The organism is Flavobacterium soyae (genome assembly GCF_045348165.1).
Taxonomy (GTDB): domain Bacteria; phylum Bacteroidota; class Bacteroidia; order Flavobacteriales; family Flavobacteriaceae; genus Flavobacterium; species Flavobacterium soyae.
In genome coordinates, this window is sequence record NZ_CP150845.1 from 1,485,134 (window position 1) to 1,504,083 (window position 18,950).

Genomic DNA, 18,950 nt, shown 5'->3' on the forward strand with positions numbered 1-18,950 from the left:
CCCTATGGCTCTGTCCCTTTGAACCTAAAAAAAATCCGCTTCTAAAAAGATAGAAGCGGAAAAATAAACTAAAAAAAATTCTAAAAATAAAAGCGGGATCTAGATTAAAATAAATCAGGATTGTATCCAAAATAAGGTACAGTTTGTTCGTTAAAAATAACACCGTACTCCTCTAATTCCTTTAATATAGGTTCGTAAACTTCTTTTTTTATAGGAAGCTGAACGCCTGGAGTTGTGATTTTTCCGTTTAAAATAAGCAAAGTTGCCATCGCAACTGGAAGCCCGACTGTTTTTGCCATCGCTGTATAAGTCTGATCGTCGCCAATACAAACCATTTTTGAATCGATTTGTTTTTTCTCGCCATTTAATTCATAACCAAATTTATGATACATTACGATCATATCTTTATCATTTGGTTCCAGAGCCCAGCTGTCGGTTAAGATTTTTTCTAAAATTTGAGCCGGAGTTGCATTTGGCAGACCCACTTTTTTGTTTGGGTTGAATAAATCCAGTTCTAAAAGTTTATCCCACATAATGTCGTCCTGATCGATTTTAAGGATAAAGCGGGTTTTAATTTCAACAGAATCTGTTGGATGATAAGGAAGAAACGAATTCATGAATTGGCGATAACTCATGTTTTCAGAATCTTCGATAACATAACTGTCATCTGTCATTCCTAGCTGCACGAACATATTCCAGGCTTTCGAAAAACCAACTCTTCTAATTGTTCCTCTATATAAGGTCAGGACATTGTCAAGTCCGTAAATTGATTTGTATTTTAAAGAATCGCGGTTTGAATATGCTTCAAATTTTCCGTAACCTTCGACTTCAAGAAATTCAGTCCGGCGAAATAAAGCACTGTATGGAATATATTTATAAGTGCCTTCCTGAATAAATTTTGCTGCTCCGCCTTGTCCGGCCAAAACTACATTTCGCGGTGCCCAGGTAAATTTGTAATTCCATAAATTATTATCAGATTCGGGAGCAACTAAACCACCGCAAAATGATTCAAACAAAAGCATATTGCCGCCTTTTGAGGTAATTTCGTCAATAACTTTCATGGCACTCATATGGTCGATTCCAGGATCAAGACCAATTTCGTTCATGAAAATTAAGTCATTCTTTTTGGCGTCTTCATCCAAAGCCTGCATTGCATCACTTATATAGGATGCAGTTACAAGATGTTTTTTGAACCGCAGACAGTCTTTTGCAATTTCGATATGTAAATGTGCCGGAAGCATCGAAATTACAATCGAAGCGTTTTCGATTGCAGCACGTCTTTCTTCGGTATTAAATATATCTAAAGCAATTGGAGTTGCATTTGGATGTTTTTGTGTTTTTTTCTCGGCCAAAGCCAAAGATAAATCGGCAACAACAAGATGCAGGTTTTCAGTTTCTGATTTTGCCAGTAAATAGCGAATCAGCGAAGATGCTGATCTGCCGGCTCCAATTATTAAAACACTTCTCATAAACTCTAATATTTAACACAAACATATTAAAATGTTATAAATATAACAAATTTAATTTAAAAAATGATAATTATTTAATTCGTAAATTAATCAAAAAAGTCATTTTTAGGACTGAAATATTTTAAAAACTAAAATGAAAATTGAATAGGATGAAGTATTTTTGTTTTAAATTAAAAGTCTGGAAAATATGAAAAGAAGAATAGTTTTGACTGGAGCCTTTATAGGAATGCTGGCCATTATTTTTGGTGCTTTTGGAGCCCATTTATTAAAGAAATATCTGGCCGTCGAGGAGTTAAACACTTTTGAGGTTGGTGTTCGTTACCAAATGTACCACGCTCTTTTTTTACTTTTTCTTTCAACCCGAAAAGACATCGCTGAAAAAACCGTGAAAACAATCTATAATCTGGTTGTTGCAGGTGTTGTTCTCTTTAGCGGATCTATTTATTTATTAGCTACAAAAAGTCTTACAGTTTTTGATTCTAAGATTATCGTATTCGCAACACCTTTGGGCGGATTCTTATTAATTATTGGCTGGGCGGTATTATTTCTTACTATTTTGAGGAAAAAATCATAAAATCCAGAAAAAAAAATTCTGTGTAAAAATTAATCTTTAATTTTGTCTCATAATTAACATATAACGTTACTTATGTGAATTTTTATTGCTTTTTATCTGCTTTGATAAAAAATATAACAATTTGCAAACTTGGGTTTTACGCTTAAGAACTAGTAAAATTATATTTTGTTGCACCAAAAAATAACATACAACACAACATTAAATTTATGGACAATAACACACTTTTCGCGCAATCGATTTCGTTAAAAGAATTAGGGATAGAAAATGCAACGGTTCGTTACCAGTTATCAGCAGATGAACTGCATGCAATAACTGTGCAGTCAGGACAAGGTGTTGAGGCCTCTACAGGTGCTTTGGCAATTAATACAGGTGAATTTACAGGACGTTCTCCACAAGATCGTTTTATTGTAAAAGACAGCATTACAGAAGATAAAGTATGGTGGGGAAATGTAAATATCCCGTTTGCACCAGAAGCTTTTGAGAAATTATATAATAAGGTAACCAAGTTTTTATCAGACAAAGAGGTTTTTGTTCGTGATGCTTACGTTTGTTCTGATCCAAATTACAGACTAAACGTTCGTGTTGTTACCGAAACAGCATGGTCAAATTTGTTTTGCTACAATATGTTCTTAAGACCAGAAGAGTCTGAACTTGCTAACTTTACTCCAGAATGGACTGTAGTTTGTGCTCCAAGTTTTATGGCAGATCCTGCTGTAGACGGAACACGTCAGTCTAATTTTGCTATTTTAGATTTTACTAAAAAAGTAGCTTTAATTGGCGGAACTGGTTATACTGGAGAAATGAAAAAAGGAATTTTCTCTGCCTTAAACTTCATTTTACCGGTTTTTGAAAATACATTACCAATGCATTGCAGTGCCAATGTTGGTAAAAATGGAGATACTGCTATTTTCTTCGGATTATCCGGAACAGGAAAAACCACTTTATCTGCAGATCCGGAACGTAAATTAATCGGTGACGATGAACACGGATGGACTGCTGAAAACACAGTTTTTAACTTCGAAGGCGGATGCTACGCTAAAGTAATCAACTTAACAGAAGAAAATGAACCAGATATTTTTAGAGCGATTAAAAAAGGTGCGCTTTTAGAAAATGTTGTTTTTAAAGCTGGAACTAAAGAAGTAGATTATGATGATATTTCGATTACTCAAAACACTCGTGTAAGTTACCCAATAACACATATTGACAATATTCAGCCGGGTTCTATTGGCCATAACCCAAAAAATATATTTTTCCTTACAGCAGATTCTTTCGGAATCCTGCCTCCAATTTCAAGATTAACCCCTGGGCAGGCTGCTTACCACTTTATTTCTGGTTATACAGCAAAAGTTGCCGGAACTGAAGCCGGAGTTACAGAACCACAGCCTAATTTTTCTGCTTGTTTTGGAGCGCCTTTCATGCCTTTACATCCAACAAAATATGCTGAAATGTTAAGCAAAAAAATGAAAGATGCTGATGTAAAAGTTTGGTTAATCAACACAGGTTGGACAGGCGGTGCATACGGAACAGGAAATCGTATGAAACTAAAATACACACGTGCTATGATTACCGCTGCATTAAACGGAGAACTGGATAATGTAGAGTATGTAAACCACAAAGTATTTGGAATTGCAAAACCACAATCTTGTCCAAATGTTCCAAGTGAGATTTTAAATCCTAGAAATACTTGGGAAGACAAAGATTTATACGATAAAAAAGCGCTGGAATTAGCTCAGAAATTCAAAGCTAATTTTGCCAAATTTGAAGAGTTTGCCAATGCTGAAATCTTAGCCGGAGCACCGATTACAGAATAAAAGGAATTATTTAATTCAAATTAAAAAAGCTGTTCAGTTATGAACAGCTTTTTTTAGTATTCAGTGTTCAGATTTTTAGTGTTCAGTCACGGCTAAATGTCACCCTGAGCGAAGTCGAAGGGCTTTTACGTTGTTGGGCTTCGACTTCGCTCAGTCTGACAAAATTTATCGTCATTTTAAAAACTGATCACTAAAAAACTGACCACTGATCACTTTATTTCTTTCCCTTCATCAATACGTTTCTGAATCAAATCCCACGCATAATAATGAAACGTCATTCCGTTGCTCATGGCTATGAAAAGCCCGTTTTTGTATTTTGGGCCTAAGTTTACGCTTGTAACATCGGCACCATCGCATTCAATTGTTGACGTTGGAACTTCTGCCAATAAATTGTGCTTGTTTGGATTTCCTTTTACGCCTTCTCTCGGATAAACCATAAAAGAATTTGCCTGTTGGTTTGAAACTAGAATATATCCTGTAGAATCGGTTTTTTTGTAAATCGCAATTCCTTCGTGGTCTGACTTGAAATCTTTTTGACCAAAAAAAGCTAATTCTTTATTATCATTTAAAGCAGGATCAGCTTTGTATTTTCTAATGCCAACTTGTTCGTCGCAATAGTAAACAAAACCTAATTCGTTATCAACTGCAATTGCTTCAATTTCTTTTTTACCGCTGTAAGTTCCAAATTTACGGACCACTTTTGCAGCAGCAAATTTTCCGTTTCCAGAAGAAAGTTCATACTGCCATAAATAACTTCCTGTCGGACCCGTTTTTCTTCCCACAATAGCAAAAATCTTCTGATCGCCTGGGCGTGTGTATAAAGAAACTCCCATCGGATCTCTTTCTGCATCACCTTCAAAAACCGGAATTCCACCATTGTCAATCGGCTCTAAATCTGGCAGACTAAAGATTCTTATTTTGTTGGTTTCACGTTCTGTTGTAACGGCAATATCTATTTTTTTTCCGTCAATGATTAATCCGTAAGCGATATCAACATTGTTTGGACGTTGTAAAACAATTGATTTTTTAAGGATTTTTCCATTCAAATCAAAAGCATACAAACCGCCGTCGGTATCTTTGTCCGTTCCCACAATAATACTTTTTGAAGCATCGGCGGGGTTAATCCATATTGAAGGATCATCTGTATCGTGAGGCAACGCTTCAGTAACCGTTGTTGGTTTTACCGCATTTGGTTGGATTGGCGCTAATTTATCGTCTTTACAAGCTGTAAATGAAAGGCTTAAAAATAAAAAAGCAAGTATAGATTTGTTTTTCATTAGGTATTTTATTTTAAATAAAATTAGACAGAACGGTAAAGTCCTGTCTAATTTAAGAAATTTATAAATGGATTATTACAAGTCTAATTTCAACCCAAAATTGTAACGGGCTTGGTAATATTCTACTTGTTTTGTGTGCGTTTCAATTCCTTGGTAGTAACGCAATGGCTGATTTGTTAAGTTATTCGCTTCGGCAAAAAGACGAAGTTTTGGCGTAATCTTGAAAGCAACGTTTGCATCTAAAAAGAATTGTTTGTCATAATAACTGTCTTTATACGACTCAGAACCTAATTCATCTAAATAATCTGATGTAAAGTTGGTTGATATTCTTGCAGAAAAACGTTTGTTTTCCCAAGATAAAGACCCATTAAACATATGCGGAGTGGTTCCCGGAAGGCTGATGTCTTTTCTCTCGTTTCCATCTTCATCGGAAATTCCTTTTGCTTTAGATTTTGTGTACGTATAGTTTAAATAAACAGCAAAACCTTTTAAGAATTGACCCGGAAGGAAATCTAACTGACGTTGAAAAGCAACTTCAAATCCGTAAACATCAACAGTGTCACCATTTCGTGATTGTAAAAATGACCAATTTTCGCCAACCGGAATTGGGTTTGTCTGATTAGGGAAATCATTTGCAAATTTTACACTGTCGTATTCATTATCACTGTAGTTGTAAATGAAATCGTTTAATCTTTTGTAGAAAACTCCTCCCGAAATTAAACCAACAGATTTGAAATAATTCTCGGCCATGAAATCATAATTGTATGAGTATGTTGCATCAAGATCCGGGTTTCCGGCTGTAATCTCTTTATCTGAAGCAATATTGTTTACATAAGGAGCTAATGCATAATAGTTTGGTCTTGCTAAAGCCGTAGTTGCAGCAGCTCTTAAAACTAAATCTTTTGTAGCATTATATTGAAAAGAAATACTCGGCATTACATTAGTATAAGAGTTTGTTGTGTTGATTTTACTCTCTAATTCTTCTTCATCTAAAACTCGGTTTCCTGTATAATCAATATGAGTATTCTCTAAACGGAAACCTAAAACCATCGAAAGTTTATCGTTAAAATCCTGATCCCATCTTACATACGCAGCATAAATACTTTCTTTTGCATTATAGTTTACCGCTAAAAATTCTGATGGATCTGATTCTTTATCAAATAAAGCTGCATTATTTAAATCAAGATTTCCTAAAAAACTAGCCGAAGCAAAAGTTCCCGGTATATATTTAGTTCCCGGATTGAAATTTTTACCATCAAAAGAAGTTGTTTGGATTTCAGATAATAATCCCATTCCGTCGTTAATTGGTTCATAAGTAAAGAAAGTATTGTTTCTTTCTTTTTCTTTTAAACGAAGTCTAAGACCAGTTCTCAATCTTCCTTTTTGAGCCGGAATAATGGTAAAAGGAAAACGGATATTAACTTTTGCACCAAATTCGCTCTCGCTTGTTTCATCTGTATTTTCAGAAACCGAATCAAATTCGAATTGATCCAAAGCTTCTCCAGTTGTTGTAACCAATGGGAATTTTAAATCAGAAAAATTTTCAGTCATTTCTAAACCTGTCTGACGGTATTCGATATAACGCTCTCCCGGACGGTATTCTCTTGCTTTTGCATAATTGGCAGACCAGTCTAAATCTAATTTTGAGTTGATTAAATGCTCTCCGCGAATAGAATAATTTTGTACTCTTTGATCTTCAAGTCTTCTGTTTTTGTTGCGGCGGCTGTCAACACCGCCTTTAGTTTCACGCTTTACACGACCTTCAAATCCTGTAATTTGTTCACCATTGTAAATAGGTTCAATATCATCGTAAGTCGTTCTAAAACGATTTTCTCTATCATCTCTCCAGTTGTAAATTGCATTGGCGAAAATGGTGTTATTTTCATCAAATTTATAATCTAATGCAACAGAACCGCTGCGGCGAATACGCTGTACATTATATTTTCTAATTTCTGAAGCTTGTAAATATTCATTTCCAAAATCATCTTTTACCCATTCGTTTTCTACGTTATCAGACCCGTAATCAACATTATTATACGAGCCGCTAAAAACAGCACCTAATTTATTATCGAAAAAACGATTTCCGTATACAAAACCTGCCGTGTAACTTGCGTGTTCACGTATTGGTAAATAACCTCCCGCAAGCGTTGCAGAAATTCTTTCCCCATTTGGAGTTGCTCTTGTAATTAAGTTTACAGAACCTCCAATAGCATCTGCATCCATATCTGATGTCAAAGTTTTGTTTACTTCAATAGTCGAAATCATATCAGACGGAATCAAGTCCATTTGTACGTTTCTGTTATCACCTTCAGCAGAAGGAATACGGTCTCCATTTAAAGTAACTGAATTTAAGGATGGTGCCAAACCTCTAATAATAATATTACGGGCTTCGCCCTGGTCATTTTGCATTGTAATACCCGGAACACGTTTTAAAGCGTCTCCAACATTGGCATCTGGAAAACGTCCCATTTGATCTGATGAAATTACGTTTCCGATGTTTTTATTGTTTTTTTGCTGATTTAGCGCTTTTGCCTGACCTTTTAAGATATCTCCAACTACAACTTCGCTCAACTCTGTTCCTGAAGTTTTAAGGGCAAAATCTAAAACATTGTTTTTTCCTTGTTCAACTGTAATTTCGTGAGTAATTGCAGTATATCCAATATATTTTACTTCAACTTTATAAGTTCCGACATTAATATTTAATAATTCGAAACGACCATTGTAGTCAGAAACAGTGTATTTGTTTTCACCAATAATCTGGATCATCGCACCAGGCAAAGGAAGTTTATCATCTATATCAAGCACTTTTCCGGAAATTATGGCTTTTTGAGCATAACCAGAAAGAGCTAAAAATAAGAACATTAGTAATAAATGGATTTTTTTCATTGTAAGTTTAGTTTGATTCCTTGCGAAACTATACTCTTTGTATTACTAAAACCCTTTGAAAAAATTAACATAGTGTTATGATTAGTCAGTTATTCCTTATTCTTATTAATGTTTAACTAACATTTAAGTCTCAAATAATTGATTTGCAGCTAAAAACAAATCGATATTTTGAACGTAATTGAAAATTTGGCGTTAAATTTGCCGTAATCACACGAGCCTGAAAGGCGAACTGACGAAGTAATCACAATCAAAAATCATCAATCATGTTAAAACAATTTTTTATCCTTTGTTCCGGTGCTGACCGAGATTTATTAGAAGGATGTTCAGAAGGCGAACAAACCAAATATGTTGGTATTGGTGCCACCGTATTCTTTACCGCTGTAATGGCGTTTTTAGCCAGTGCCTATGCGCTTTTCACCGTTTTTGATTCTATTTATCCGGCTTTAATTTTTGGGTTTGTATGGAGTTTACTTATTTTTAATTTAGACCGATTTATCGTTTCTACAATTAAAAAGAGAGACCGCTTTATGGATGAATTCCTGCAGGCGACTCCACGTATTATGCTTGCGATTATTATTGCTATTGTAATTTCGAAACCTTTAGAAATTAAAATCTTTGAAAAAGAAATCAATACCGTTTTATTGAAAGAGAAAAACGAAATGGAATTGGCCAATAAAAAGCAAATTGGGACTTATTTCAAAACAGATTTAGATAAAAATAAAGCAGAAATAGCGGCTTTGAAAGCGGATATTGTAAAGAAAGAAAAAGAAGTAAATGCATTATATTCAACTTATATTACAGAGGCCGAAGGAACAGCCGGAACTAAAAAACTAGGAAAGGGTCCGGTTTATAAAGAAAAACGAGAAAAGCACGATGCTGCTTTAAAAGAATATGAAACTCTGAAAAAGACAAACGAAGCTAAAATTGCCGAGAAAGAAAAGGCTGGAAAACAACTTCAGGCCGATTTAGATAAAAAAGTTTCGCAGACACAGCCAATAATTGAAGGTTTCGACGGATTAATGGCACGTATAAATGCGTTAAACAAACTGCCATGGCTTCCGTCATTTTTTATAATGTTGTTGTTTCTGGCAATTGAAACTTCTCCAATTATAGCCAAATTATTAGCTCCAAAAGGGGAATTTGATTTTAAACAAGAAGAAGCCGAAACAGCAATGAAAGCTACTTTGGAACAAAATAAATACCAACGTGAATTATTAATGAAAACAAGTGCAGAAATGCATGACAGAGTATACGCTGATATTGCCGAAGATAAAGGTCTTTACGATTTGCAGCGAAAAAATGCAAAAGAGTTATTAGAACTGCAATCGCATAATTTTTTAGACAAACAGAAAGCTACGCTTTAGTCGAAAGTTGGAAAGTCGAAAGTCTTAAAGTCATATAAAAAAGTAAAAGCCAGAAATAGAATTTCTCTATTTTTGGCTTTTTTATTTTAGACAAAGTCAAAAACTTTAAGACTTTCAACTTTTGACTTTAAGACTTACTTACATGTAGCTTAAAATCTCTTTTTTGTAAGCATCATATTCTCCCTGCATGATTAAACCATTGTCAAGAAGTTTTTTGTAATTCTGTAATTTATCAAAAAGTTCTTCTTTAGATAATTCGCTTAATTTGCGTTCTCCGGTTGAAGGCTGTGCTGGCTGAATTGTTTCAAAAGTTTCAGTATATACTGGTGCTGCTGGTAAAATTTCAGCAAAGTTTGTTACCTCTTCAGTTTCAACTTCTTCAATTTCTTCTGTTTCCTCTTCAAAAACTGGTTCAACAACTTCCTGAACAGGAGTTCCTGCAGAAACTGGATTTTTTAATAAATCCAATTGCTCTTTAGCGTAAGTATAAATTTTTCTAGCCTGAATTTTTGGAATATAATCAATAGAAACAGCTAAATCTGTTTTTGTACCAAATGAAAATTCAGAACCTAAGATGTTTTCTTTTACAAAAGTGCTGGCAATATCATCCCAGGTATAATCTGTAAAATCCATAGAAAGACCTAAATTTTTAGGTTTACAGATAATGATACGTTTGTTTGTTAATACAATACTATCAGGAAAAACAGTAATTGCAGGCTTTTTTTGCACTGCGATGTATCCAACTTCTTCGCCTTTCATCAATAAATCGTTAAGTTTCGAAGTGATTTTTTCAATCGCTTTTGGATCCTGTTCTTCGTTTAGAAATTTTTTAAATTGTTCTTTCATGGTTGTATAAGTTGCTAAGTTATATAGTAACTAAGTTGCTAAGTTTTTTTTCTTATCGTGCAAATGTAATGCCTAATTTTCTAATTGCTCCGCCAGTTCGGTAAAAAATTTACCTCGGGTCGATAATTTCATTCTGAATTTTCTTTGTCAAACTTTTGAAAACCAATTCATATGAATGATCTATGAGTTCTTTGATAAATTTCACTGGGAGATTTCCGTTTAATGCAACCGTATTCCAATGCACTTTACTCATATGAAATCCTGGTTTTATCTCATCGTATTCAGCTCTGAGTTCCTGCGCGCGTTCTGGATCGCATTTTAAATTTACCGATGGTTCATTTTTTTCCCATTGTGATAAAGAGGATAAAGCAAACATTTTACCGCCCACTTTAAAAACCAAAGTATCTTCATCAAAAGGAAAATGCTCGCTCACACCTTTTTTCGAAAGACAATATTCGTAAAACGTTTCTAAATTCATATCATTTATTATTTACCAATTTCACCTAAATGCGTGTATTTAAAACCCTTTTCATATTTCAATCCGTAACCAAAAACACGATCCACTGCCGAATGTGAAAATAAAATAATTCCAGCTAATTGAATACTTTCAATACTCAAATAATATCCTAAAGCATAAATTAAAAGCGCAATTCCTTTATGATGAAAGAGGTTATACAGAAATGCACCTGTTTTATTGCCAAAAACATATCCAATCATAGATAAATCCGGAGCTAATATTAAAACCAAAAACCACCACCAGTCGTAATTTAAGCGGTTAAAAAGAAATATTCCGAGAATAAATAAAGCCGTTTCTTCGAGTTTAATAATTGTGTTCATCATATTATTTTTTCCATCATTTTTTCAGGATGATTCAGTTTTGTAAATCCAAATTTCTCGTATAAAAAGTGAGCATCCGTAGTTGCCAATCTCCAAATTTTAACATCTTTAAGTAAAGGGTCGTTCATCATCGTTTCAATTAAAATCGATGAATATCCTTTTCCTCGATGTTCTTCGGTTATAAAAACATCCATTAAATAAGCAAAAACAACATAATCTGTAATGACACGCGCAAAGCCAATTTGTTTGTCATTTAAATAAATTCCAAAACAAACGGAAGCATCAATTGTCGTTTGTACTTCTTCAACAGTTCTTCCCGCTGCCCAATAAATGTCTTTCAAAAAGTTTTGTATAAACGGAACGTCGAGTTTGGTTTTATCTGTTGAAACACTAATCATTTTAATTTTAGATTTTAGAGTTAAGATTTTAGATTTTTTGCCACGTATTACACAATTCTCACTAATTTCTTTTTTTATCTGCCACAGATTAAAAAGATTTACACAGATTTAATCATTTTTAATCCTTTAATCTGTGGCAAAAAAAGTAGGATTAATTTGTGAAAATTAGTGAAATTCGTGGCAAACTTTTAAATTTTATATAAAATCGGTTTGCTCGGACTTGCATCGTTTTCAAATGAAGCAATTTGAAGATTTAGTATATAATTTCCATCTTCAATTTCGTCTGGAACATAAATCATTTCGGTAATTGTCGCATTCAATCTTGCATCATTATTTAGATTATGCGTGTCTTTTACATTCCAAAACGCTTTATGTGCCAATAATTTACCTTCGTCATGTTCTTTATCAACACTTGGTAAATCGATCAATAAATGCTGAATTTCGCTTTCGCAGATAAAAACCGCAGCTTCTTCCGACAAATATGGCGGATTTGTATTGGAATATTTCCTTGATTTTTTTTCCTTTTCATTTGAAAGCGTTCGAATTACTAAAGCTGTCACGCTGAGCGAAGTCGAAGTGCTCAACGCCTTTTCAAGTAATTCTTTTGTAATCACTAAATCATCTCCAATTTCCTCTGGCTCAACCGTAATCAATTTAGCAAAAAAGAAAAACAGTTTCAACGATTGATTAATGCTGTAAAAATCATTGGTAATGTGTCCCAAACACTCCGTATGCGTTCCATGCCCATGCGGATTGAAGAAAATATTATTAAAATTCGTAGATGATTTTCCTTCCGAAACTTTCCCAATCCAATCGCCAAAAACTACTGGTTCAATAACCGGTTTTTCGATATACCAGGCAATAGGGTTTTCGTCTGTATTTGTTAATGGAATAGAGATATCAATAGGTTTTGATAAGTCGATTTCGAAGTCGTTGATTTTGGCTAACACAAGTTTAGGTTTTATGCCGCAAAGACGCTAAGTCACAAAGTTTAATTGATTTGTGCCTTTGTGCCTTCGTGGCTAATTTTAGTCTTCCAAATTTAGATAAAATAAATCTGAAGCAATTCCATCCGTTAAAAATTTTCCTTTTGGAGTTGGTTTTAGGATGTTGTTTTCGATGGAAAGTAAATCGTCATTTAAAAATTTCTGAGATTGTTTTTCTAGATAATTCAAATATTCCAAACCAAATTCGTTTTCAATTCTTTCTAGAGAAACGCCCCAAATCGTTCGTAAACCCGTCATAATATATTCATTATAACGATCTGAAACGGTTAAAACTTCAGTTTCTATTGGAAGTTCATTGTTTTGAATTGCTTTTAAATACAATGAATTATTTGCAATATTCCAGCCTCTTTTTATGCCATCATAACTGTGAGCTGAAGGCCCGATTCCGATATATTTTTTTCCTAACCAATAAGCCGAATTGTTTTTGGAGAAATAATTCTCTTTTCCAAAATTGGATAATTCGTAATGGATAAATCCATTTTTTTGAAGCCTTTCAACCAAAATCATAAAATGGTTTGAAGCTGCTTCGTCTTGTGGTTCAGCAATTTTTCCGGTTTGAATTAATTTGCTTAAAGCTGTTTTTGGTTCAACAGTCAAGGCATAACTCGAAATATGCGGAATACCAAAACTCAAAGCTGTTTCGATATTTTGTTTCCACATTTCATCGCTCATTCCCGGAATCCCGTAAATCAAATCAAGCGAAATATTATCAAAATACTTTGTCGCTTCTTCTAAACATTTTTTGGCTTCCGCCGAATTATGAGCGCGATTCATCATCTTCAAATCTTCTTCATAAAAAGACTGAATCCCAATACTTAATCTATTTATTGGACTTTTAGATAATTCCAAAATTCGTTCAGCAGATAAATCATCGGGATTTGCTTCCAATGTAATTTCCGGATTTTCTGAAACTTTATAATTTTTATAAACGTCTGAAATTAAAAACTTTATCTCGTCATTTGATAATACAGAAGGAGTTCCGCCGCCAAAATATATGGTTTCTATTTCGTTGTCACTTCGAGCGGAGTCGAGAAGCTCATTTTTACGCATGCCAATTTCTTTAGCCAAAGCCAAAACCATTTCGTCTTTCTTTTTCATTGAAGTAGAAAAATGAAAGTCGCAATAATGGCAAGCCTGTTTGCAAAATGGAATATGGATGTAGATACCGCTCATTTTTAATTAGATAATGTGTCAATTTGATAATTAGATAATGAAAACTAGTCTATAAGAAATTTTCTAATTGACTAATTTTCTCATTTCCTAATTTTATCCTCGTTCTGTTTCACAAAAGCATCCCAGCCTGTATAGCTTTTTCCAGCTACAATTTTCCCTGAATTAAAGAAATGACAAACTGCTGCCGCCAAACCATCGGTTGAATCCAGATTTTTAGGTAATTCTTTTAAGCCTAAAAGCTGCTGCAGCATTTTTGCAACCTGTTCTTTACTCGCATTTCCGTTGCCGGTAATTGCCATTTTTATCTTTTTTGGTTCGTATTCCGTAATCGGAATATCTCTTGAAAGTCCCGCAGCCATTGCAACGCCTTGTGCGCGGCCCAATTTCAACATCGACTGTACGTTTTTCCCAAAGAAAGGCGCTTCAATCGCAATTTCATCTGGATGATGCGTTTCAATTAATTCAATAGTACGTTCAAAAATGATTTTTAGTTTCTGGTAATGATTGTCGTATTTGGACAATTGCAATTCGTTTAACTGCAAAAATTCCATTTTTTTGTTGATGACCCTAATCAATCCAAAACCCATAATTGTGGTTCCGGGGTCAATTCCTAATATGATGCGTTCTTTTGTCATTCTTTGTTGGGTTACACAAAGTTTCGCTAAGTTATCACAGAGATTCACAAAGTTTTTATTATCTCCGTGTGTCTTTGCGATTTTTTCGTGAATCTTTGTGAAATAGCATTTTCGCAATACTTTTGCTTACTTTTGCAGCATGATTTCAATTCCTCACAAAGCTAAGCAATTCCTTGTTCTTCTAGTCAAACTTTTGATTGTAGGCGGTGCATTTTATTTTATTTACGATCAGCTGGCAAATAATGACAAACTTGACTGGCAGAAGTTCATTGCTTTGTTCCGAAAAAATCAATCGGTTTTAGGGATTTCTTTTATTCTGCTTTTGAGTGTTTTGAATCGTTATTTTGAGATTTTAAAATGGCAGAATCTTGCCAAAGTAATTCATGAGATTTCAGGTTATGAGGCCACAAAACAGGTTTTAGCAGCTTTAACCGCCGGAATTTTTACACCAAACGGAGTAGGAGAGTATGCCGGAAAAGCGTTATATTATCCAAAAGCTGAAACCAAAAAAGTAGTTTTCCTAAACTTAATCTGCAACGGAATTCAAATGATTCTGACCGTTATTTTCGGAATATTTGGATTGATGTATTTCAATGCTAAATACAATGTAATTACCTCAAAAACCGTAGCCATTTTGTTTGGTGGTTTTATTGTGATTTTGATTGTTTTATTTTCTCTGAAAAAGATCAAAATCAAGGGATATTCAATTGAAAAATTAATTCATAAAATCAATGAAATTCCAAAGTCAATTCATCAAAAAAATATTCTTTTAGGAGTTTTAAGATATTTAGTTTTTTCCCATCAGTATTACTTTTTGTTTTTAGCTTTTGATGTCGAACTGCCTTATTTTATTTTGATGGCAACTATTGCATCGGTTTATTTTTTAGCTTCCTCTTTGCCGACTTTTCAGTTTTTAGATTTTGCGGTAAAAGGGAGCGTTGCTATTTATTTCTTCGGAATTCTGGGTGTAAATGAATGGATTGTAGTTTTTATAAGCACCTTAATGTGGTTTCTAAATGTGGTTTTGCCAGTAGTTTTAGGAAGTTATTTTGTGCTGAATTTTAAAACCAAAAAAACAGCATGATTTTTGGTTTATTTGAAATATTGACCATATACATAATAAGTATCAGTTCACTTATTCAGGGCTTTTTTAAAGTGAAAAACTACCAAAATAAAGGTTTAAGTCCAAAGACGAGTTTTACAATTATAGTTCCGTTTCGAAATGAAGAAGAAAATCTTCCAAAACTTTTAAATAGCTTTTCAAACTTAAATTATCCCACAGATTTATTTGAAGTAATTTTAGTTGATGATAGTTCTAAAGAGAAATTCCAAATTTTAAATTCCAAATTCCAAATTTCGATAGTTGATAATGTTAGGAATTCAAATTCGCCTAAAAAAGATGCGATTACAACAGCAATGCAGCATGTGAAAACCAATTGGGTAATTACAACAGATGCCGATTGTATTGTTCCTGAAAACTGGCTTTTGACTTTCGATAATTATATTCAGGAAAATAAAGTTTCAATGCTTGTTGGTGCGGTTTCGTATGAAAGCGAAAATTCTTTTCTACACCATTTTCAACAATTAGATTTAACCAGTTTACAAGGTGCAACCATTGGAAGTTTTGGTTTAGGCAAAGGATTTATGTGTAACGGAGCTAATTTTGCCTATACGAAATCAATGTTTCAAAGTTTAAGCGGGTTTGATGGAAATGACAAAATTGCCAGCGGAGATGATGTTTTTTTACTGCAAAAAGCAGTGGAAAAATTTCTAAATGAAGTTCATTATTTAAAGGCTATAGAAGCAATTGTGCTCACAAAACCAACCGAAAACTGGAAATCATTATTCTATCAAAGAGTTCGCTGGGCGGCAAAAACAAGTTCTTATAAAAGCGCATTTGGAAAATTTTTAGGAATAATTGTTTTTTTTGGAAATTTGAGTTTTGTGATCGCGTTTTTCTTATTTCTTTTAAGAATCTGGCATTATCCATTTTTTGTCTTATTTGCTTTTTTAAAATTCGCAACAGACTTTATTCTGCTTTATAAAACCAATCAATTTTTGACAAAAACCAGAATCAAAAGCCTTTTATTAAGTAGTTTATTTTACCCGTTTTTCAGTTCAGCTGTAGCTTTGTATAGCTTATTTGGTTCATATGAATGGAAGGATCGCCGTTTTATAAAATAGTTTAAACCATATAAGTTATATAAGAGCTTTAAGTTAAAGCCAAATCTAATTATGTTTTGTTTTAAGTAAAATTTCACACCAAGTTTTAAATGAACTTATATCACTTATATGGTGAAAAAAAACTATTCTTTAGCTTTAATAATTACAGGCAGGGTAAACTGTGTTTTTACAGGAAGACCGCGTTTTATAGCCGGATTTACTTTAGGGAAATCAACTAAACGAGCATGTAGAACACTGTCAATTCTGATAGTGTCGTAAACAACAGAATCTTTTTGAAATTCAGGTTCGAATTTCATTTTTGAGTTAGGAAAAACAGTCACTTTTACCTGTATAGTGTCAAGATCAGGATATAAAATAGATAAGCTGTCAACGTTTAGTTTTTCCTGAATAAGCTGTGACATTACTTCAAAAAAGCATTTTTGGCGCTGTTTTTTATCGCTGATTGTTTCGCATTCAGCAACAGTTGGATACTCGTCAACCTCTTTCCAATTTATAGATTTTAATTCCTTTTGCAGTAATTCTTTTTCAGAAGGGACCTTCTTCTCAAAATATTGACAAGAATTTAAAAATAGTAAAAGAATAAAGATAGAAAACTGCTTCAAGGCTTTGATGTTGAATTGGATAAATTAAACTGAAGTATAAAAATACAATTATTTTTTTTGAGAATCTTTGTATTCTAAATAATCTTCATACCTTTCTGAAAGCCAATGTTCTTTGTTTTGTGCAGCAACTTCCTTTTGGTCAGGATATAATTTTGCAAGGCGGTCAGAAAAGGCTGCAATTTGAACCGTATAATTGTAAAACTCGGTTTTTGTTAAAAGAACATCCGGGTCATTTTTACGAGTAAAAAATTCAAAAAAAAGAGTATCAAATTCTTTCATAGAAAAGTTTAATATCTTCTTTTTGTTGCTTTTATAAATACTGTCTTGCAGTAATTGATCGTCGACGGAGAGTTTTTTGGTTTGCGCACATGCCGTATTGATTGAAAAAATCAAAGACAACAAAAGAATAAATTGCAAATAAGGACGCATTTTTAATTTTTATAAAAGTTTGTAAGGGCAAAATTACAAAAATATATGGATTTACTATTATTAACGTTAGGTTTTGTATGCATGATTGTGGGTATTTTAGGAAGTTTTTTACCTGTCTTACCCGGTCTTTCAAGTTGTTGGGTTGGCTTATTGCTGCTGTATTTAACAAAAGCAGTAGAAAATAATTACTGGTTTTTAGGAATAACGCTTTTACTCACTATAATAATTACGGTTTTAGATTATATAATTCCGGCAAAAGGCACCAAAAAGTTTGGTGGAAGCCCTTACGGTGTTTGGGGTACAAACATTGGGTTAATAGTTGGAATTCTGGCTCCAATACCATTTGGAGTTATAATTGGCCCTTTTGCCGGGGCTTTAATAGGTGAATTAATTTACGATTCAACAAATCATAAACGTGCAATTAAAGCTGCAACAGGCTCTCTTCTTGGTTTCCTGGCATCGAGTTTTATTAATTTCTTATTCTGTATTATATACTTCGGAATTTTTCTACACACAATATGGGAATATCGGAATATATTGTTTTAATTATATAACAAATAATTAGCTTTTTTCTTATTTTTTATTTTTTTTAAGAAAAACTTGAAAAAAATTAAGAAAATATTTAGCTTTTCTTTGATTACGAAAAGGTTATATTTACTGGTATTTAGAGTTTTTTCTGTTAAAGTGCTTATAATCTAACGTGTAAATTCTCCACTTATTTTTTGGATATGTTAAAATATTTTATATTTTTATCCTGATAAACGATAAAAAGCCCCACTTTATCGATTATTTTGAATGAGTATAAATTATTATCTAATAAGTTATGAGTATGACCCCAAACCTACAAATTGAGCTTAGACGTTTTATTTCTTCTAACGTTGTTTCAAAACTAAACAAATTTTATTTTGAAAATGATGCACTCCTGATAAAGGGAATTGATGTTTCGATCGGTACAGTTTTAATGGGTCTCTACAATAAGGCCGAAGAATCAGGCTTTTATAAAGAAATTGTTTCACTAATTGAAGATAATTCCGGTTTTTACCAGGAAGTCGATTTTGCTTCGGGCAGAATTTTATCAGTCGACGACTGTTATCGTATAGAAGGAAATGCACTGCTAAAAGAAATCTTCACTAATAAAAAAGGCAGAATTTCTGAAATGATTTCAAACGAAGTCGGAATTAAAAGCGAAACTGCCCGCGAAATACTTAACTTCTCTGCACTACTTGTAGTCTCTTATCTTAAAAACAATATACAATTACTTGACAGTTTAAAATTACTGCTGGAAGAACAAAAAAGAGACATTTTAAACAGCATTCAGCCAGGAATCAAAATCATCTTAGGATTTTCATGTTACGAATCTGTTGAAGACAAAAATCAAAACATCGGGAGATCAATCTTCACACTTTTTGGACATAACTTTTTTAGTTTCTGAATAAAAAAAATCCCATTTTACAACGT

General features: G+C 33.3%; 19 protein-coding genes. 7 read left to right on the forward strand and 12 right to left on the reverse strand.

Annotated elements, in window-relative coordinates:
• Nucleotides 1-104: 104 nt before the first annotated feature.
• Nucleotides 105-1,469: a saccharopine dehydrogenase family protein gene (locus AABD74_RS06595; RefSeq protein WP_406845033.1), complete on the reverse strand. Its 1,365-nt coding sequence runs from the start codon at nucleotides 1,467-1,469 to the stop codon at nucleotides 105-107.
• A gap of 187 nt (nucleotides 1,470-1,656) precedes the next feature.
• On the opposite strand from AABD74_RS06595, the gene AABD74_RS06600 reads away from it, so the two are divergent.
• Nucleotides 1,657-2,043 (forward strand): DUF423 domain-containing protein, encoded by a 387-nt coding sequence (locus AABD74_RS06600; RefSeq protein ID WP_232677372.1) that lies wholly within the window; start codon nucleotides 1,657-1,659, stop codon nucleotides 2,041-2,043.
• Between the two features lie 206 nt (nucleotides 2,044-2,249).
• Complete coding sequence (pckA, locus tag AABD74_RS06605) at nucleotides 2,250-3,854, forward strand: phosphoenolpyruvate carboxykinase (ATP) (RefSeq protein ID WP_406845034.1); 1,605 nt, start codon at nucleotides 2,250-2,252, stop codon at nucleotides 3,852-3,854.
• 209 nt (nucleotides 3,855-4,063) lie between these two features.
• Here the strand turns inward: pckA and AABD74_RS06610 are convergent, their stop codons facing one another.
• Both AABD74_RS06610 and AABD74_RS06615 read right to left on the reverse strand, forming a co-directional pair.
• On the reverse strand, nucleotides 4,064-5,131 hold the full coding sequence (locus AABD74_RS06610) for a phytase (RefSeq protein WP_406845035.1): 1,068 nt from the start codon (nucleotides 5,129-5,131) through the stop codon (nucleotides 4,064-4,066).
• 75 nt (nucleotides 5,132-5,206) lie between these two features.
• On the reverse strand, nucleotides 5,207-8,017 hold the full coding sequence (locus tag AABD74_RS06615; RefSeq protein WP_406845036.1) for a TonB-dependent receptor: 2,811 nt from the start codon (nucleotides 8,015-8,017) through the stop codon (nucleotides 5,207-5,209).
• A gap of 263 nt (nucleotides 8,018-8,280) precedes the next feature.
• Here AABD74_RS06615 and AABD74_RS06620 point away from each other — a divergent pair, with 263 nt between their 5' ends.
• Nucleotides 8,281-9,381 (forward strand): DUF4407 domain-containing protein, encoded by a 1,101-nt coding sequence (locus AABD74_RS06620; RefSeq protein WP_406845037.1) that lies wholly within the window; start codon nucleotides 8,281-8,283, stop codon nucleotides 9,379-9,381.
• Between the two features lie 138 nt (nucleotides 9,382-9,519).
• On the opposite strand, the gene AABD74_RS06625 is transcribed toward AABD74_RS06620, so the two are convergent.
• The 7 genes from AABD74_RS06625 to ruvC all read right to left on the reverse strand — a co-directional run bounded on the left by AABD74_RS06625 (nucleotide 9,520) and on the right by ruvC (nucleotide 14,277).
• Nucleotides 9,520-10,227 carry a PH domain-containing protein gene (locus AABD74_RS06625; RefSeq protein ID WP_232677330.1) on the reverse strand — a complete coding sequence of 236 codons (708 nt, stop codon included), beginning with the start codon at nucleotides 10,225-10,227 and terminating at the stop codon, nucleotides 9,520-9,522.
• 109 nt (nucleotides 10,228-10,336) lie between these two features.
• The gene (locus tag AABD74_RS06630; RefSeq protein ID WP_232677317.1) at nucleotides 10,337-10,705 is read right to left on the reverse strand and encodes an MmcQ/YjbR family DNA-binding protein; all 369 of its coding nucleotides are present in this window, start codon (nucleotides 10,703-10,705) and stop codon (nucleotides 10,337-10,339) included.
• Between the two features lie 8 nt (nucleotides 10,706-10,713).
• Nucleotides 10,714-11,064 (reverse strand): DUF4260 domain-containing protein, encoded by a 351-nt coding sequence (locus tag AABD74_RS06635; protein WP_406845630.1) that lies wholly within the window; start codon nucleotides 11,062-11,064, stop codon nucleotides 10,714-10,716.
• Nucleotides 11,064-11,462 carry a GNAT family N-acetyltransferase gene (locus AABD74_RS06640; protein ID WP_406845038.1) on the reverse strand — a complete coding sequence of 133 codons (399 nt, stop codon included), beginning with the start codon at nucleotides 11,460-11,462 and terminating at the stop codon, nucleotides 11,064-11,066. Before AABD74_RS06640 ends, AABD74_RS06635 begins: the two co-directional genes overlap by 1 nt.
• Before the next feature lie 188 nt (nucleotides 11,463-11,650).
• A complete protein-coding gene (locus AABD74_RS06645) occupies nucleotides 11,651-12,412 on the reverse strand; it encodes a cyclase family protein (RefSeq protein WP_406845039.1) in 762 nt (253 codons plus the stop codon).
• Between the two features lie 78 nt (nucleotides 12,413-12,490).
• Complete coding sequence (hemW, locus tag AABD74_RS06650; RefSeq protein ID WP_406845040.1) at nucleotides 12,491-13,642, reverse strand: radical SAM family heme chaperone HemW; 1,152 nt, start codon at nucleotides 13,640-13,642, stop codon at nucleotides 12,491-12,493.
• Nucleotides 13,643-13,722: 80 nt separating this feature from the next.
• Nucleotides 13,723-14,277: a crossover junction endodeoxyribonuclease RuvC gene (gene ruvC / locus AABD74_RS06655; protein ID WP_053469969.1), complete on the reverse strand. Its 555-nt coding sequence runs from the start codon at nucleotides 14,275-14,277 to the stop codon at nucleotides 13,723-13,725.
• Nucleotides 14,278-14,416: 139 nt separating this feature from the next.
• Here ruvC and AABD74_RS06660 point away from each other — a divergent pair, with 139 nt between their 5' ends.
• Nucleotides 14,417-15,361: a lysylphosphatidylglycerol synthase domain-containing protein gene (locus AABD74_RS06660; protein ID WP_406845041.1), complete on the forward strand. Its 945-nt coding sequence runs from the start codon at nucleotides 14,417-14,419 to the stop codon at nucleotides 15,359-15,361.
• Nucleotides 15,358-16,461: a glycosyltransferase gene (locus AABD74_RS06665; protein ID WP_406845042.1), complete on the forward strand. Its 1,104-nt coding sequence runs from the start codon at nucleotides 15,358-15,360 to the stop codon at nucleotides 16,459-16,461. Before AABD74_RS06660 ends, AABD74_RS06665 begins: the two co-directional genes overlap by 4 nt.
• A 122-nt stretch (nucleotides 16,462-16,583) precedes the next feature.
• On the opposite strand, the gene AABD74_RS06670 is transcribed toward AABD74_RS06665, so the two are convergent.
• Nucleotides 16,584-17,063: a hypothetical protein gene (locus AABD74_RS06670; RefSeq protein ID WP_406845043.1), complete on the reverse strand. Its 480-nt coding sequence runs from the start codon at nucleotides 17,061-17,063 to the stop codon at nucleotides 16,584-16,586.
• 48 nt (nucleotides 17,064-17,111) lie between these two features.
• The gene (locus AABD74_RS06675; protein ID WP_406845044.1) at nucleotides 17,112-17,492 is read right to left on the reverse strand and encodes a hypothetical protein; all 381 of its coding nucleotides are present in this window, start codon (nucleotides 17,490-17,492) and stop codon (nucleotides 17,112-17,114) included.
• A 45-nt stretch (nucleotides 17,493-17,537) separates the two neighbouring features.
• Here AABD74_RS06675 and AABD74_RS06680 point away from each other — a divergent pair, with 45 nt between their 5' ends.
• Nucleotides 17,538-18,038, forward strand: coding sequence for a DUF456 domain-containing protein (locus AABD74_RS06680; protein ID WP_406845045.1), 501 nt, complete (start codon nucleotides 17,538-17,540; stop codon nucleotides 18,036-18,038).
• A 283-nt stretch (nucleotides 18,039-18,321) separates the two neighbouring features.
• Nucleotides 18,322-18,924, forward strand: a complete 603-nt coding sequence (locus AABD74_RS06685) for a DUF937 domain-containing protein (protein ID WP_232677255.1) — start codon at nucleotides 18,322-18,324, stop codon at nucleotides 18,922-18,924.
• Nucleotides 18,925-18,950 lie beyond the last annotated feature (26 nt).